Genomic DNA, 15,609 nt, shown 5'->3' with positions numbered 1-15,609 from the left:
CTTCCGTTATAATCCGAGTCAGTAAGAGCCTGCGGAATAAAAAAATATGGATTATCACTTAACGCTTAACTGGCCCGAGTTTATTGAACGTTACTGGCAAAAACGCCCGGTCGTTCTGAAGCGCGGGTTCAGCAATTTTGTCGACCCCATCTCGCCTGACGAGCTGGCCGGTCTGGCTATGGAAAACGAAGTCGACAGCCGTCTGGTCAGCCACCAGGACGGGAAATGGCAGGTTAGCCACGGTCCTTTCGAAAGCTACGATCACCTCGGTGAAAACAACTGGTCGCTGCTGGTGCAGGCGGTCAACCACTGGCACGAGCCAACGGCCGCCTTAATGCGTCCATTCCGCGCCCTGCCCGACTGGCGCATGGACGATCTGATGATCTCCTTCTCCGTTCCTGGCGGTGGCGTCGGTCCGCATCTGGACCAGTACGACGTGTTTATTATTCAGGGTACGGGCCGCCGCCGCTGGCGCGTGGGCGAAAAAGTCCCCATGAAGCAGCACTGCCCGCATCCGGACCTGCTTCAGGTTGACCCGTTTGACGGGATTATCGACGAAGAGCTGGAGCCGGGTGACATTCTCTACATTCCACCGGGATTCCCTCACGAAGGTTACTCCCTGGAGAATTCCCTCAACTACTCCGTCGGGTTCCGCGCGCCAAGCGGGCGCGAGATGATCAGCGGATTTGCCGACTATGTTCTGCAGCGCGAGCTGGGCAGCTATCGTTACAGCGACCCTGATGTGCCTGCACGCGATCATCCGGCCGATATCCTGCCCGCAGAGCTGGATAAGCTGCGCGGCATGATGCTGGATCTGATTAACGAGCCAGAGCACTTCAAACAGTGGTTTGGCGAGTTTATCAGCCAGTCCCGCCACGAGCTGGACGTTGCACCACCGGAGCCGCCGTATCAGGCTGACGAGATTTATGATGCGCTTCAGCAGGGCGATAAGCTGACGCGCCTGGGCGGACTACGCGTGCTGCGTATTGGTGAGGAGGTGTTCGTCAACGGCGAGAAGCTGGACTCTCCACACCGTCCGGCGCTGGAAGCGATTGCCAGCCATCTGGTGCTGACTGCCGATACCTTTGGCGATGCGCTGGAAGACCCGTCTTTCCTCGCGATGCTGGCCGCACTGGTCAACAGCGGGTACTGGTTCTTTGAGGACTGAGTCGTGATATTTGCCGGGTGGCGGCTACGCCTTACCCGGCCTACATTCGGATCGTAGGCCCGGTAAGCGTAGCGCCACCGGGCGTTTTTATCGACGCTCACCCGCCGCAAAATCCTCGATCTCGCCGGCCCAATCCACCGGATACAATCCTTCCTGCACGTCCCGATGAAACGTTGAAAACGGCCAGTCGCTGACTTTACCCACATAGCCGTGCTTCAGCGGATTGATGTAAATGTAATCCACATGCCGCCGGTAGTCCTCTTCGTTGCGGATAGTGTGTTCCCAGAATCGTGGTTGCCAGATATGACCCATGTCGACGTTGCGGCTGAACGTCTTTTTGATATCCCGCCAGCGAGCAGAAAAATCACTGTCTCCTTCCGGTAGGGTCCAGATACAGTGCATGTGTTCAGGCAGAATAACCCACGCGTTGATGGTGAAGGGCTTCGCACGCTTAACCGTTGAGACGGCGGAACGCAGGCTATCGATATGACGGGTAAGCAAATCGCTCTGACGATTTTGCAGGTTGACGGTGAAGAACCAGGTTCCACCGGGGACGTAATGGCGACGGTAGTTTGACATGGGCACTCCTTGCCTTTCTGCCCGGTGGCGCTGCGCTTACCGGGCCTACAATTTGAACGTAGGCCGGGTAAGGCGTAGCCGCCACCCGGCTTAAAGCGGCTACCGCTTCGCGGTCAACTCCGCAATCCGCACAATCACCTGCACCGCCTTTTCCATCCCTTCCAGCGTCACAAACTCATGTTTGCCATGGTAGTTATAGCCACCGGTAAACAGGTTCGGGCACGGTAGCCCCATGAATGACAGCTGAGAACCGTCGGTGCCGCCGCGAATCGGCTTCAGCTGCGGTTCAATATCGCAGTCGCGCATCGCCTGCTGGGCGATATCGAGAATATGCGGATGCGCCATCACCTTCTCGCGCATATTGTAATAGCTGTCTTCGATGATGAGCTCGATGTAGCAGTCAGGATGCAGGCCCTTGCCCACCTTCTTGGCGATCTCCATCATCTTACGCTTGCGCGCCTCAAAGGCTTTGCGGTCGAAATCGCGGATGATGTAGTGCATCTGCGCGCTGTCCACGGTGCCTTTGATGCTGGTCAGGTGATAGAACCCTTCATACCCCTCGGTCTGTTCGGGACTCTCTTCCGCCGGGACTTCCGCATGAATTCGCGATGCCAGCGACAGCGCGTTCACCATGACGCCTTTCGCCGAACCGGGGTGAACGTTGTTGCCGACAATTTTGATCGTCACCGAGGCAGCATTGAAGTTTTCATACTCCAGCTCACCGACGCCGCCACCGTCAACGGTGTAGGCCCACTGCGCGTTAAAGGCGTCCACGTCGAAGTGCTTCGCGCCCTTGCCGACCTCTTCATCCGGCGTAAAGGCCACGCGGATATCGCCGTGCGGGATATCTTTGCCCTTCAGCACCGCCAGCGCCGTCATGATTTCTGCGATCCCCGCTTTATCATCCGCCCCCAGCAGCGTTTTTCCGTCGGTGGTGATCAGCGTCTGGCCCAGGAGCTGGTGCAGCACCGGGAACATGACGGGCGAGAGCACTTCGTCGCCTATGCCCAGCGCAATGTCGCCGCCGCGGTAGTTTTCAACAATCTGCGGGTTCACATGTTTACCGCTAAAATCCGGAGAGGTGTCGACATGGGAGATAAAGCCAATCGCCGGAATGTCACCCGGGACATTCGCCGGCAGCGTTCCCATCACAGTGCCTTTCTCGCTTAACGTGACGTTGACCAGCCCCATGGCGTCAAGCTGCTCTTTAAGCAGGTTTAATAACTTCCACTGGCCTTCGGTGCTCGGCACCTGGCGAACACCCGGTTTAGATTGGGTATCCAGCGAAACGTACTGTAAAAAACGCTCAAGTAATTTATCCATGCAGTCACCCTCACTTTTTGTGACAACATTATCAATAAGCATCAAAACGCAAATATTGCGTCAGGTCACTTTTATCCCGCAAACGAGAATATTTTCCGTTTATATCGTTATGCGTTAGTAAATGTAGCTTATGAATCAGTGACAAGGATTGGCGATTGCAGGGGATTGCCGTAGAATGTCCGCCCTCATTACGAGTCACCAAGGTGGTTACACACAAACCCCGCTTCAGTCTGCTGCCTGAGGCGTCTATATGGGACAGCGCAAAAATTGAATACACAAACCCGTTCACCGCTGGTGAAACTGGAACGAATTCGTAAAAGTTTTGATGGCAAGGACGTCATTTCCGACCTCACTCTCACCATCAATGACGGTGAGTTTCTGACGCTGCTTGGCCCCTCCGGCTGCGGCAAAACAACCGTACTGCGCCTTATCGCCGGGCTGGAAAGCGTCGATAACGGCCATATCCATCTTGAAAACCAGGACATCACCCAGGTTCCCGCCGAAGACCGCCACGTCAATACTGTCTTTCAGAGCTATGCCCTCTTCCCGCACATGACCGTGTTTGAAAACGTGGCGTTTGGCCTGCGGATGCAAAAAACCCCGGCGAATGAAATCGAACCGCGCGTCACCGAAGCCCTGCGCATGGTGCAGCTTGAGACGTTCGCCCAGCGAAAACCGCATCAGCTTTCCGGCGGCCAGCAGCAGCGCGTGGCCATCGCCCGCGCCGTGGTCAACAAGCCGCGTCTGCTCCTGCTGGATGAATCCCTCTCCGCGCTGGATTACAAGCTGCGCAAGCAGATGCAGAACGAGCTCAAGGCTCTGCAGCGCAAGCTCGGCATTACCTTTGTCTTCGTCACCCATGACCAGGAAGAGGCCCTGACCATGTCCGACCGCATCGTGGTGATGCGTGACGGTAAAATCGAGCAGGACGGCACACCGCGTGAAATCTACGAAGAGCCGAAGAACCTGTTTGTCGCCAGCTTCATTGGTGAAATCAATATCTTTGACGCCACGGTGATCGAACGTCTGGACGACCAGCGCGTCCGGGCCCGCGTCGAAGGACGGGAGTGCGCCATCACGGTGAATTTCCCCGTCGAAAAGGGACAAAAGCTCAACGTTCTGCTGCGCCCGGAAGATCTGCGCGTCGATGAAATCCACGGCAATGCCGAGGCCGAAGGGTTAATCGGCTATATCCGCGAGCGCAACTACAAAGGGATGACGCTGGAGTCTGTCGTCGAGCTGGAGAACGGCAAAATGGTGATGGTCAGCGAGTTCTTTAACGAGGACGACCCTGACTTCGACCACTCTCTCGACCAGAAAATGGTTATCAACTGGGTAGAAAGCTGGGAGGTTGTACTGGCTGATGAAGAACACAAGTAAGTTCCAGAATGTGGTGATTGCCACGATCGTCGGTTGGCTTGTGTTGTTTGTCTTTCTCCCCAACCTGATGATTATCGCCACCAGCTTCCTGACCCGCGACGATACCCATTTCGTTTCGCTGGTCTTTACGCTGGACAACTACACGCGCCTGCTCGATCCGCTCTATTTTGACGTGCTGCTGCACTCACTGAATATGGCGCTGATTGCCACGATTGCCTGTCTGGTGCTGGGATATCCCTTCGCGTGGTTCCTCGCGGGCCTGCCGCAAAAGGTGCGGCCCCTGCTGCTATTTTTACTGATTGTGCCGTTCTGGACCAACTCGCTGATTCGCATCTACGGGCTGAAAATCTTCCTCAGCACCAAAGGCTACCTCAATGAATTTCTGCTGTGGCTGGGAGTGATTGATACGCCGATCCGCATCATGTTCACCCCGAGCGCGGTGATTGTCGGTCTGGTCTATATCCTGCTGCCGTTTATGGTGATGCCGCTCTACTCCAGCATTGAGAAGCTGGATAAACCGCTGCTGGAAGCGGCAAAAGATCTAGGTGCCAACAGGTTCCAGACCTTTATCCGCATTATCATCCCGCTGACCATGCCCGGTATTATCGCGGGCTGTCTGCTGGTGATGCTCCCGGCGATGGGCTTGTTCTACGTTTCTGACCTGATGGGCGGGGCGAAAAACCTGCTGATTGGGAATGTGATCAAGAGCCAGTTCCTCAACATCCGCGACTGGCCGTTCGGGTCCGCCACCAGCATTACGCTGACGGTGGTGATGGGTCTGATGCTGCTGGTCTACTGGCGCGCCTCACGGCTGCTGAATAAGAAGGTGGAACTCGAATGATCGGTCGACTGCTTCGCGGCGGTTTTATGACCGCCATTTACGCTTACCTGTATATCCCGATCATCATTTTGATCGTGAACTCGTTTAACAGCTCGCGCTTTGGGATTAACTGGCAGGGCTTTACCACCGACTGGTACAGCCTGCTGATGAACAATGACAGCCTGCTGCAGGCCGCTCAGCACTCGCTGACGATGGCGATCTTCTCCGCCACCTTCGCCACGCTGATTGGCTCCCTGACCGCCGTGGCGCTCTATCGCTATCGCTTTCGCGGTAAGCCGTTCGTCAGCGGCATGCTGTTTGTGGTGATGATGTCGCCGGACATCGTGATGGCGATTTCGCTGCTGGTGCTGTTTATGCTACTGGGCGTTCAGCTTGGCTTCTGGTCGCTGCTGTTTTCCCATATCACCTTCTGCCTGCCGTTTGTGGTGGTGACCGTCTTTGCGCGCCTGAAAGGGTTCGACGTGCGCATGCTAGAGGCGGCGAAAGACCTGGGCGCCAGCGAGATGACCATCCTGCGCAAAATCATCCTGCCGCTGGCGATGCCCGCCGTGGCGGCAGGATGGCTGCTGAGCTTTACCCTGTCGATGGATGACGTGGTGGTCTCCTCCTTCGTGACCGGGCCGAGCTATGAAATTCTGCCGTTGAAAATCTATTCGATGGTGAAAGTCGGCGTTTCACCTGAGGTGAACGCGCTGGCGACCATTCTGCTGGTGTTTTCGCTGGTTCTGGTGATCGCCAGCCAGGTTATTGCTCGTGATAAAACAAAATCTCAGGGGACAATGAAATGAAAAAAATGCTCGCCGCTGCGGCGCTGGTGCTTGGCATGGGTGCCGCGCACGCTGATGACAGCAAAACGCTCTACTTCTACAACTGGACCGAGTATGTGCCGCCGGGACTGCTGGAACAGTTCACCAAAGAGACGGGCATCAAGGTGATCTACTCGACCTACGAGTCGAATGAAACCATGTATGCCAAGCTCAAAACCTACAAAGACGGCGCATACGATCTGGTGGTTCCTTCCACCTACTTTGTCGACAAAATGCGCAAAGAGGGCATGATCCAGAAGATCGATAAAACGAAGCTAACCCATTTTTCAAACCTCGATCCGGAGATGCTCAACAAGCCGTTTGACCCGAATAACGACTACTCCATTCCGTATATCTGGGGGGCAACCGCGATTGGCGTTAACAGCGAGGCCGTCGATCCGAAATCGGTGACAAGCTGGGCCGACCTGTGGAAACCGGAGTACAAAGGCAGCCTGTTGTTGACCGACGACGCACGTGAAGTGTTCCAGATCGCGCTGCGCAAGCTGGGCTACTCGGGCAATACGACGGATCCAAAAGAGATTGAAGCGGCGTATACCGAGCTGAAAAAGCTGATGCCTAACGTGGCGGCATTCAACTCCGATAACCCGGCAAACCCGTATATGGAAGGCGAAGTGAACCTGGGGATGGTGTGGAACGGCTCCGCGTATGTCGCCCGCCAGGCCGGTACGCCGCTTGAGGTTGTCTGGCCAAAAGAGGGTGGGATTTTCTGGATGGACAGTCTTTCAATCCCGGCCAACGCGAAAAACGTGGACGGGGCGCATAAGCTGATTGACTTCCTGCTGCGCCCTGACGTGGCGAAACAGGTTGCCGAGACGATTGGCTACCCGACGCCCAACCTGGCCGCACGCAAGCTGCTGAAGCCTGACGTGGCTAACGATAAGTCGCTCTACCCGGACGCCGAAACCATCAGCAAAGGTGAATGGCAGAACGATGTCGGCGACGCCAGCCGCCTCTACGAAGAGTATTACCAGAAGTTAAAAGCGGGCCGCTAACCGGTATCGTGTTCTTCTTCACGCCGCCTGCGCGGCGTGAGGGGGAATTAACTGACCGCATTCTCTCCTGCCCAGATCGTCGCCTTTCGCATCGCCTCCACTACCTCCTCATCAGACAGACCCAGCGCCTGACGAACCCGGGTTGCCTCGTCCCAGCGCTGCTGTTCATAATAACGACAGAGGTTGATCATGTCGGCTAACTGTCCCTCCTGATGGCACAGCGCGTTGCTCACGCTCTGCGGTACCGCAATTTGCTTCATCAACTCGGCCATCGGCAACTCAAGAAGGGTATCGAGCAAAGAAAACAGGCCGCACATGAACGCATTTTCAGCCAGAATCGGGTCTTTCATCGTCTCTGCAATCAGTTCGCAGAACTTGCCGCGCATCATGCTTAGCGGGTAAAGCTCGCTGACGGTGTCATTACCCGCACTGGCGAGGACCACGACGGCAACAAACCGTCGGAGCTGATTTTCGCCAAGATACCTGAGCACCTCGCTCAGGGTTAACTTGCTGAAATTACAGGCGCCGACATGTTTAAACGCCGTATGCTTCATATAGCGCATGATTTTATAAGAGAGCGTCAGATCCGTTTTTATCAACGACTCGATGATTCGAAAATCAGGTTTATTGCGTCCGACCTCCATTTGCAGCCGGAAAATCGCCAGCTGATTTTGCGACAGCCGTTTATATTTAATGACCTCCGGACGGCAGAAAAAATAGCCCTGAAACAGAGAGAACCCCTCGTCCCTGTATTGGTTGAATTCCTCTTTAGTCTCAACTTTTTCAGCGAGATATTTAATATGACCGGTCAGATGTTTACGTGCTTTCAGATACGCTTTAATTTGCGCTAAAGTATAATTTCTGACGTCGAATTTCAGGATCGAAATATAGGGTAAAAAAGCATCCCATTCTGGCGCAAGGGTGAAATCATCAAGCGCAAACTGGTAGCCATGCGCATTCATCTCCCTGACGGCCTGCAGCAGTTCGGCCCCCGGCACAGCATCTTCAAGGATCTCAATTACCACGCTCTCTTTATCAAGCGCTTCGCCACTGCGGTCAATGACCATCCTTGAAGGGAAATTAATAAACGACGTATGTGCCCCGGCGATGCGCTGGGACGGCACACATAAAAACTGATCGGATATCATCCTGGACGTGGCATATTCCGCCGACACATCCGGAAAACGGTTTGTCATCCCGTCTCTGAAAAGCAGCTCATAGGCCACGGTATTCATCTCTGGGTTAAAAATGGGTTGTCGCGCGATAAATCCGTACATATCCCATCCTCCTCTACCACTTAATATTTATTAGCATCCTCTTTCTACACGATGATAACGAGCATTATCGAGCGCTATTTTGATTGAATGCACAAAATAAAAGCATCCACACTAATTAACGGGATTTAATATTCTGGAATTTAAATTAAATATATCCGGCGCTCTACAGAAAGAGAACGAAATATCCGATAAGTACTGTGTGCCTGCCCGACATGCACGACATTACGGGAGATGAGAATGAAAGACGCCATGGTCCAAAAACAAAAAATAAGAGTCAAGACGTTGATGCTATTGTCCATTTTCCTCACCGTGACGGTGGGCTTTACGGCAACGATCGGGTTTATGATGTGGCAGTGGATGGCGCAGCAAGAGGTGCTGGCCAAAAAACATATCCGCCAGATAGCCGAGGTACAGGCTTTACAGGTCAGCAAACAGCTGGATTCCGCTCTGACTGCCGCCCGGGATATGGGCAACAGCGCCCTGGCGCTGCGTGAGGCGGGCGTATCCGATCGCCAGAGCCTGAACCAGCTGCTCATCCACTACCTCTCGGCTCACCCGTCGTTTCTCTCCATGTCGATGGCCTTTGAGCCCAACGCGTTTGACGATAAAGATGCCGCCTTTGCCGGTCAGAGCGGTGAAGATCCTGCCGGGCGCTACGCCCGCTACGTCGACCGCGATGCCACCGGCAAACCGGCGTTGCACCTGCTGACGGACATCGAAACGCCCGGCAGCGGTGATTATTATCTGCTGCCGAAACAGCGGCATAAAGATGTGATCATCGAACCCTATATTTACCCCTACAACGGCGTGGACGTGATGCTCACCTCGATTGCCGCCCCCATCATGCGTGACGGTCAGTTTCTGGGCTCGGTCACCTCTGACTTCTCGCTCGCCACGCTGCAGTCCACGATCGGCGCAATTAAACCGTGGAACGGCACAGGCTACGCCCTCCTCCTGTCTGCGGGCAATAACGTGGTGTCCAGCCCGGACAAACGGGCTGCAGGCAAGCCTTACGCGGGTCAGATTGCCGGTCATGACGTCACCCGGGTAAACGATCCGCTGCTGAAGGAAGAGGTGTTTATCACCTGGCAGGACATCGCCGTCGGCAACAGCCAGACGCCGTGGAAACTGGCTATTATCACCCCGGTCAGCGAAGTGATGGCCGAAGCGCGCGCATTTTTACTGAAAGCCATCGTCCTGATGGTGTTAAGCATCGTTGCGGTCAGCCTGGTGATGGCCCAGATCTTTACCCGCAAGGTTGACCGTCCGGTGGGGGGAGAACCTTCCGAGGCCGCTGGTATTGCCCTTGCCGTCGCTCGGGGAGATCTGAACAACACTATCCCGGTGCGTTCCGGGGATACCCACAGCATTTTTTATGCCCTGCACACCATGCAGACGCAGCTCAAGCGCATCGTCGGCAACATCAGCGAAGCCAGCCATTCGGTGCACGGCGGGACCAGCGAAATTTCGGCGGGCAACCTTGACCTCGCCTCGCGTACCGAAGAACAGGCGGCGGCGATTGTTGAAACGGCTGCCAGCATGGAAGAGATTTCGGTCACGGTGAAGAATAACGCCGACAACGCCCACAAGGCCACCACGCTGACCGATCGCGCCGCGAGCCTCGCCGGGCATGGCGAAACGCTGGTAAACGACGTGGTCATGGTGATCGGGGAGATTGACGAGAGCGCACGTAAGATCGGTGAGATTAACAGCATCGTCGACGGCATCGCCTTCCAGACCAATATTCTGGCGCTGAATGCGGCCGTTGAAGCGGCGCGCGCAGGCGAACAGGGACGCGGTTTCGCAGTTGTCGCAGGTGAAGTGCGCAATCTTGCCCAGCGAAGCGCTAACGCGGCTAAAGAAATTTCCCAGCTAATTGCCGAGTCCTCAGGCCGCGTCAGCAAAGGCGTTGAGCTGGTCAATGAGACCGGCGTAATGATGAAACAGGTGATTGAGGCGGTGTCGCACGTGCATCTGGTCATCAACGACATTGTTCAGGCTTTGGACGAGCAGAATCGGGGAATTAGCCAGGTCAGTACCGCTGTTAACCAGATGGACAGCACCACCCAGCAGAACGCTTCTCTGGTTCAGCAGATCTCAGCGGCGGCGCTCTCCCTGGACGAGCAGGCTAAATCGCTGGAGAAGACGCTGGCGTTCTTTCATTCTTAAATAAAAAGGCACCCGTCCAGCGGGTGCCTTTTCACGCGATTCGCGTTACAGCCCTTTCAGCAGCTTGTCGACAAACTCCGGAACAACCGTACTTGCCAGACCGTAGTGTTTCTCTTCAAACTCGCTACCCACCTGGCTTGGCTCAAGATTGAGTTCTACCGTATGCGCGCCGTGCAGTCGCGCTTCGTGGACAAACCCCGCCGCCGGATAAACATGGCCAGATGTGCCGATGGCGATAAACACGTCGGCCATCGCCAGCGCGCTGTAGATCTCATCCATTCCCAGCGGCATTTCGCCGAACCAGACCACGTGCGGACGCAGGCGCGACGGGAACTGGCAGCAGTGGCACTTATCCTCTGGCAGCACGTCCTCTTTCCAGTCCAGCACCTGACCGCTCCAGGCGCAGCGAACCTTGAGCAGCTCGCCGTGCATATGGATGATGTTCTTGTTACCGGCCCGCTCGTGAAGGTTGTCGATATTCTGCGTTACCAGTAGAAAACGATCGCCCAGCGCCTCTTCCAGCTTCGCCAGCGCCAGATGCGCCGCATTCGGCGCGACGTCAGGTTGCTGAAGCTGACGACGGCGGGCGTTGTAAAACGCCTGCACGAGATCCGGGTCGCGGGCAAAGCCTTCCGGCGTGGCGACATCCTCCACGCGGTGCTCTTCCCACAACCCGTCCGCCGCGCGGAAGGTTCGAATTCCTGACTCGGCGGAGATCCCCGCCCCGGTCAGCACCACCACTCTGGGTTTATCCATCGCTTCTGGCATCATTCTGTCTCTGAAAAAGATCCGCTGGCGCAGACGCTCACGCAAGCGGCGTTTGTTTTTGCGAAAACGGCTGAGTCGACCCTGGCGACGCGACAGCATAGTAACCTCGTAAACTAATCGGTGAGATGAAGGAATGCGGCTCCGCGCATGCCTCCTGCGTCCCCGTGTCGCGCGCGTTCAATACGCGGCACGCGGGCAACCGGCAATAAGTGTCGGGGCAAACGCCCGGACAACCGTTCCGTAATCGCGGTAAAGTTTGAGAGCCCTCCCCCGATCACCAGCAGATCCGGGTCGACGATAGTGAGAATATTGCCCAGACATACCGCCAGCAGATCCAGATAGCGCTCGACGTGCTCACGCGCATGCGCATCCCCTTGCTCCCACAGGGTAATGATTTGAGGGGCCTCAAGTTTCTGATGATAGAAGTGTTCGTAAAGCCATGCAAACCCGCGGCCGGAAAGGTAGTTCTCAATACAGCCGTGCTGGCTACAGCCGCAGCGGGTTAGCGGAAAATCACGTCCCACCACCTCGAGGGCATCCACCGGCAGGCGAATATGACCAAACTCGCCGGTGATGTAGCTGCGGCCGGTGATGGGCTTACCGTTGATGACGATTCCGCCGCCGACGCCGGTACCGAGGATCAGCCCCATCACCAGCGGGTAGCGACGGAATTCATCATCCCAGGCTTCAGAGAGCGCGAAGCAGTTGGCATCGTTATCTAAACGCACGTCGCGTTCAAGAAGAGCAGAGAGATCGGCGCGCAGCGGTTTACCGCTGGCGGCAGGCACGTTGGCCGCGTAAAGCGTACCGTCGTCGGTTTCCGGCATGCCCGGAATACCAATGCCGACGCTGCCTTTCACGCCAAAGCGTTCATCGGCCTGCGCCACCAGCGCGGCAATGGCGTTTAAAAATTCGTCGTAGCTGTCGCGCGGCGTGGGAACGCGGGTTTCCCACTGCAGTTTGAGGTCTTTATCAAATACGCCGAGCGCAATCTTGGTGCCGCCAATATCAAATCCATAATACATAACGCATTCCTCTTTCGATCTGGCGACCCGAAAGCCGCTAGATCATGACGTAATTACTGGCCACTTAATACCCTCGCCGGATCAATTCGGCTTGCGCGACGCGCCGGATACCAGCTTGCCAGCAGACTCAGTAAAAGTGCTGTAAGCAGCACATAAAAAACATCCAGCCAGTGCAGTTCAGACGGCAGGAAGTCAATAAAATAGATATCACCCGACAGGAACTGGTGACCAATAAGCTTTTCAATCCCGTTGATAATCGGCGTCAGCTGCAGGGAAACCACCACGCCAATCACCACGCCGCACAGGCTGCCGAACAGACCCGCCAGCAAACCGTACCAGACGAAGATGGCGCGAATAAGACCGTCTTTTGCTCCGAGGGTACGCAGCACGGCGATGTCGCCGCTCTTGTCCTTGACCGCCATGACCAGCGTCGAGACGATATTAAAGCACGCGACGCCAATCACCAGCACCATCGCCAGATACATAATGGCGCGGATCATCTGGATATCACGGTACATATACCCGTAAGTGCCGATCCAGCTTTTGATGTAGACATAGTTATTGGTCACGCTGCCCGCGTCGCGCACCAGTTTGTTGGCGTTAAAGACGTCGTTCACCTTAATCGCAATGCCCGTCACGCTGTCGCCCATGTCGAGATACTGGCGCGCATCCTCCATCGGCACCATCGCAAAGCTGTGGTCAAGCTGGCCGCTCAGCTGAAGAATACCGGTAACGTGCAGGCGCACGCGTTTTGGCTGCTGTAGTTTGTGATCGGCGCTGGCGTTGGGGATCATGATTGACACCCAGTCGCCCTGCTTCACCTTCAGGGCATCAGCAACGCCTTTACCCATGATGATCTGCTGCTCGCCCGCCCTGAAGTTGGCCCACGCGCCGTTTTGCACATAGTTCGGCAGCGCGCTGAGACGCGCTTCCTGCGCCGGGTTCACCCCTTTCACCTGAATGGCGCGCAGGTTTACCCCGCTCTCCACCAGCCCGGTAAAGTTAATGTAGGGCGCGGCCGCGGCGATGCCCGGCACTTTTTCAACTTTGGTGAGCGCATCGCTCCAGTTCGTCCACGGCTGGTTAACCGGTTCGATCTCCCCGTGCGGCACCACCGCCAGAATGCGGTTATTCAGCTCGCGCTCGAAACCGTTCATGGCGCTCAGGCCGACAATCAGCACCGCCACACCCAGCGCAATACCGATGGTCGAGATGACGGAGATCAGCGACACCATGCCGCCGCGACGGCGGCCGCGGCTAAAACGTAAACCGATGAGTAACGATAACGGTGACGCCATTACTCTGCTCCCATCAGGGTCAGTTCCGCGTTCAGATGACCGTCGCGCATCTCAAGCTGGCGCCCCATGCGTTTTGCCAGCTGCAGATCGTGGGTCACCACCAGAAACGCGGTACCCTGTGAGGCGTTCAGCTCGCCCAGAAGCTGGAAAATACTGTCCGCATTGCGGGCGTCCAGGTTACCGGTGGGCTCATCCGCCAGCACCAGACGCGGGTTGTTGACCAGCGCACGGGCAATCGCCACGCGCTGGCGTTCGCCGCCGGACAGCTCCGACGGACGGTGGTTACCGCGATGGCCCAGCCCTACCGCTTTCAGCATGTCGCTGGCGCGGGCGTTAATTTCTGCGGGTTTCTTCTTGCCAATCAGCAGCGGCATCGCCACGTTTTCCAGCGCCGTGAAATCCGGCAGCAGGTGGTGGAACTGGTAGATAAAGCCCAGCTCGCGGTTGCGCAGCTCGGCCTTCGCCGCTGAGGACATTTTGCTCATCGGCTGGCCGGAGAAAATCACGTCGCCGTTGGTTGGGGTATCCAGCCCGCCCAGCAGATGTAATAAGGTACTTTTACCGGAGCCGGAGCTGCCGACAATCGCCATCATCTCACCTTCACCCACGCTAAAGCTCACATTGTGCAGCACGTCGGTTTGCACAGTGCCTTCCTGATAGCGTTTGGACAGGTTGTCGCATTGCAACAGGATCTTATTCATAACGTAAAGCCTCAGCGGGTTGAGTGGCGGCGGCGCGCCAGGAAGGATAAAGCGTTGAAAGCAGCGCAATGGCCATCGCGGCCAGCGCAATACCGACCACCTGCAGCGGCTCGATAGCCACCGGCAGCGCCGCGCCATCGAGCAGCGCGCCGATAATCGGCATTAAGTTGTTGAGCTGGCTGGCAAGCAGTGCCCCCAGCACGGCACCGAGCAACGCACCGATGATACCAGCGCTGGCGCCCTGCACCATAAACACGGCCATGATCTGGCGCGGCGTCAGCCCCTGGGTTTGCAGGATAGCGACCTCGCCCTGCTTCTCCATCACCATCAGCCCCAGCGAGGTGATGATGTTAAATGCCGCCACGGCGACGATCAGGCTCAGCAGCAGCCCCATCATGTTTTTCTCCATCCGCACGGCCTGGAACAGCTCGCCTTTGCGCTCGCGCCAGTCCTGCCATTTGGTGCCGTCCGGCAGTTTTTGCTGGCTGAGGGTATCCACCTTCAGCGGCGCGTCAAGCCACAGGCGCCAGCCGGTGATATTTCCGGCCGGGTAGCGCATCAGGCGTGACGCGTCCTGGATGTTAACCAGCATCTGGTAGCCATCGACTTCGCTGTTGGCGGCAAAGGTACCAATCACGTTGAACAGGCGCTGGCTTGGCAGGCGCCCCATCGGCGTAAACTGGCTGGCGGAAGGCACCATCACGCGCAGCTGGTCGCCACGGTTGACGCCAAGCTGGCCGGCAAGCTGCTCACCCAGAATCACGTTGTATTTCCCGGCTTCCAGGTCAGTCTGCTTCACGTTAACGAGATACGGCGTCAGCGGATCTTTTTGCGCCGGGTCGATACCCAGCATCACGCCGACCGCCACGCTGCGGGCGCTTTGCAGCACCACGTCACCGGTGGTCAACGGCGCAACGCGCGTGACGCCCTGTAACTTCGCCGCGCTTTCCGGCAGCTGCTGTGGGTTAACCGAACCGTTAGTCGATGAGAGAACGGCCTGCGGCATCAGCCCCAGGATATTGTTTTGCAGCTCGCGCTCAAAGCCATTCATGACGGAAAGCACCGTCACCAGAGCCATCACGCCAAGCGTAATGCCAATAGTCGAAAGCCAGGAGACAAAGCGACCGAAGCGGTCCGCGGCGCGCCCACGCATGTAGCGTAAGCCTATGAAGAGTGCGACAGGTTGATACATGAAGTCCGTCTGTTTGCTGATAGCAGACCCACGAGTATATAAGCGAATCCGTTAAGCGTAAATGACTGA

General features: G+C 56.5%; 14 protein-coding genes. 6 read left to right on the top strand and 8 right to left on the bottom strand.

The window, feature by feature from the left end; genetic code table 11:
• Positions 1-46: 46 nt before the first annotated feature.
• Positions 47-1,168 carry a JmjC domain-containing protein gene (locus ACMGGQ_RS06675; RefSeq protein WP_420289742.1) on the top strand — a complete coding sequence of 374 codons (1,122 nt, stop codon included), beginning with the start codon at positions 47-49 and terminating at the stop codon, positions 1,166-1,168.
• An 87-nt stretch (positions 1,169-1,255) separates the two neighbouring features.
• Here the strand turns inward: ACMGGQ_RS06675 and ACMGGQ_RS06670 are convergent, their stop codons facing one another.
• Complete coding sequence (locus ACMGGQ_RS06670; protein ID WP_420289741.1) at positions 1,256-1,747, bottom strand: REP-associated tyrosine transposase; 492 nt, start codon at positions 1,745-1,747, stop codon at positions 1,256-1,258.
• A gap of 99 nt (positions 1,748-1,846) precedes the next feature.
• Complete coding sequence (gene pepT, locus ACMGGQ_RS06665) at positions 1,847-3,070, bottom strand: peptidase T (RefSeq protein WP_044596805.1); 1,224 nt, start codon at positions 3,068-3,070, stop codon at positions 1,847-1,849.
• Between the two features lie 237 nt (positions 3,071-3,307).
• Here pepT and potA point away from each other — a divergent pair, with 237 nt between their 5' ends.
• The 4 genes from potA to potD are packed head-to-tail and all read left to right on the top strand — an operon-like array spanning position 3,308 to position 7,110.
• Positions 3,308-4,450 carry a spermidine/putrescine ABC transporter ATP-binding protein PotA gene (potA, locus tag ACMGGQ_RS06660; protein ID WP_167213168.1) on the top strand — a complete coding sequence of 381 codons (1,143 nt, stop codon included), beginning with the start codon at positions 3,308-3,310 and terminating at the stop codon, positions 4,448-4,450.
• On the top strand, positions 4,434-5,291 hold the full coding sequence (gene potB / locus ACMGGQ_RS06655; RefSeq protein WP_167212748.1) for a spermidine/putrescine ABC transporter permease PotB: 858 nt from the start codon (positions 4,434-4,436) through the stop codon (positions 5,289-5,291). The genes potA and potB overlap by 17 nt, the downstream gene beginning before the upstream one ends.
• Positions 5,288-6,079, top strand: coding sequence for a spermidine/putrescine ABC transporter permease PotC (gene potC, locus ACMGGQ_RS06650; protein ID WP_008500765.1), 792 nt, complete (start codon positions 5,288-5,290; stop codon positions 6,077-6,079). Before potB ends, potC begins: the two co-directional genes overlap by 4 nt.
• Complete coding sequence (gene potD, locus ACMGGQ_RS06645) at positions 6,076-7,110, top strand: spermidine/putrescine ABC transporter substrate-binding protein PotD (RefSeq protein ID WP_045910216.1); 1,035 nt, start codon at positions 6,076-6,078, stop codon at positions 7,108-7,110. Before potC ends, potD begins: the two co-directional genes overlap by 4 nt.
• A gap of 47 nt (positions 7,111-7,157) precedes the next feature.
• Here the strand turns inward: potD and ACMGGQ_RS06640 are convergent, their stop codons facing one another.
• A complete protein-coding gene (locus tag ACMGGQ_RS06640; protein WP_045910215.1) occupies positions 7,158-8,387 on the bottom strand; it encodes an EAL and HDOD domain-containing protein in 1,230 nt (409 codons plus the stop codon).
• A 237-nt stretch (positions 8,388-8,624) separates the two neighbouring features.
• Between ACMGGQ_RS06640 and ACMGGQ_RS06635 the strand changes: the two genes are divergently transcribed.
• Complete coding sequence (locus tag ACMGGQ_RS06635; RefSeq protein WP_420289740.1) at positions 8,625-10,556, top strand: methyl-accepting chemotaxis protein; 1,932 nt, start codon at positions 8,625-8,627, stop codon at positions 10,554-10,556.
• A gap of 45 nt (positions 10,557-10,601) precedes the next feature.
• Here ACMGGQ_RS06635 and cobB read toward each other — a convergent pair whose 3' ends face one another.
• Genes cobB through lolC form a run of 5 tightly spaced genes read right to left on the bottom strand, consistent with a single transcriptional unit; the run spans position 10,602 to position 15,540 of the window.
• Positions 10,602-11,423, bottom strand: a complete 822-nt coding sequence (cobB, locus tag ACMGGQ_RS06630; RefSeq protein WP_021240739.1) for a Sir2 family NAD+-dependent deacetylase — start codon at positions 11,421-11,423, stop codon at positions 10,602-10,604.
• Between the two features lie 14 nt (positions 11,424-11,437).
• On the bottom strand, positions 11,438-12,349 hold the full coding sequence (gene nagK / locus ACMGGQ_RS06625) for an N-acetylglucosamine kinase (protein WP_420289739.1): 912 nt from the start codon (positions 12,347-12,349) through the stop codon (positions 11,438-11,440).
• Positions 12,350-12,402: 53 nt separating this feature from the next.
• Positions 12,403-13,647, bottom strand: coding sequence for a lipoprotein-releasing ABC transporter permease subunit LolE (gene lolE / locus ACMGGQ_RS06620; RefSeq protein WP_045352893.1), 1,245 nt, complete (start codon positions 13,645-13,647; stop codon positions 12,403-12,405).
• On the bottom strand, positions 13,647-14,348 hold the full coding sequence (gene lolD, locus ACMGGQ_RS06615; protein ID WP_008500772.1) for a lipoprotein-releasing ABC transporter ATP-binding protein LolD: 702 nt from the start codon (positions 14,346-14,348) through the stop codon (positions 13,647-13,649). The genes lolE and lolD overlap by 1 nt, the downstream gene beginning before the upstream one ends.
• Entirely contained in the window at positions 14,341-15,540 is a 1,200-nt protein-coding gene (gene lolC / locus ACMGGQ_RS06610) for a lipoprotein-releasing ABC transporter permease subunit LolC (protein ID WP_045372942.1), read from the bottom strand. The genes lolD and lolC overlap by 8 nt, the downstream gene beginning before the upstream one ends.
• Positions 15,541-15,609 lie beyond the last annotated feature (69 nt).

Source organism: Enterobacter sp. BNK-13 (assembly GCF_048685015.1).
GTDB classification, from domain to species: Bacteria; Pseudomonadota; Gammaproteobacteria; order Enterobacterales; family Enterobacteriaceae; genus Enterobacter; species Enterobacter quasiroggenkampii.
Note: the sequence above shows the minus strand (reverse complement) of the source record. Positions and strands in the feature narration are given on the sequence as shown.

What these genes read in the sequence shown, in the direction of transcription:
- ACMGGQ_RS06675 (WP_420289742.1), top strand. Translation starts at nt 47, where the DNA reads ATGGATTATCACTTAACGCTTAACTGGCCCGAGTTTATTGAACGTTAC.
- ACMGGQ_RS06670 (WP_420289741.1), bottom strand. Translation starts at nt 1,747, where the DNA reads ATGTCAAACTACCGTCGCCATTACGTCCCCGGTGGAACCTGGTTCTTC.
- pepT (WP_044596805.1), bottom strand. Translation starts at nt 3,070, where the DNA reads ATGGATAAATTACTTGAGCGTTTTTTACAGTACGTTTCGCTGGATACC.
- potB (WP_167212748.1), top strand. Translation starts at nt 4,434, where the DNA reads ATGAAGAACACAAGTAAGTTCCAGAATGTGGTGATTGCCACGATCGTC.
- potC (WP_008500765.1), top strand. Translation starts at nt 5,288, where the DNA reads ATGATCGGTCGACTGCTTCGCGGCGGTTTTATGACCGCCATTTACGCT.
- potD (WP_045910216.1), top strand. Translation starts at nt 6,076, where the DNA reads ATGAAAAAAATGCTCGCCGCTGCGGCGCTGGTGCTTGGCATGGGTGCC.
- ACMGGQ_RS06640 (WP_045910215.1), bottom strand. Translation starts at nt 8,387, where the DNA reads ATGTACGGATTTATCGCGCGACAACCCATTTTTAACCCAGAGATGAAT.
- ACMGGQ_RS06635 (WP_420289740.1), top strand. Translation starts at nt 8,625, where the DNA reads ATGAAAGACGCCATGGTCCAAAAACAAAAAATAAGAGTCAAGACGTTG.
- cobB (WP_021240739.1), bottom strand. Translation starts at nt 11,423, where the DNA reads ATGCTGTCGCGTCGCCAGGGTCGACTCAGCCGTTTTCGCAAAAACAAA.
- nagK (WP_420289739.1), bottom strand. Translation starts at nt 12,349, where the DNA reads ATGTATTATGGATTTGATATTGGCGGCACCAAGATTGCGCTCGGCGTA.
- lolE (WP_045352893.1), bottom strand. Translation starts at nt 13,647, where the DNA reads ATGGCGTCACCGTTATCGTTACTCATCGGTTTACGTTTTAGCCGCGGC.
- lolD (WP_008500772.1), bottom strand. Translation starts at nt 14,348, where the DNA reads ATGAATAAGATCCTGTTGCAATGCGACAACCTGTCCAAACGCTATCAG.
- lolC (WP_045372942.1), bottom strand. Translation starts at nt 15,540, where the DNA reads ATGTATCAACCTGTCGCACTCTTCATAGGCTTACGCTACATGCGTGGG.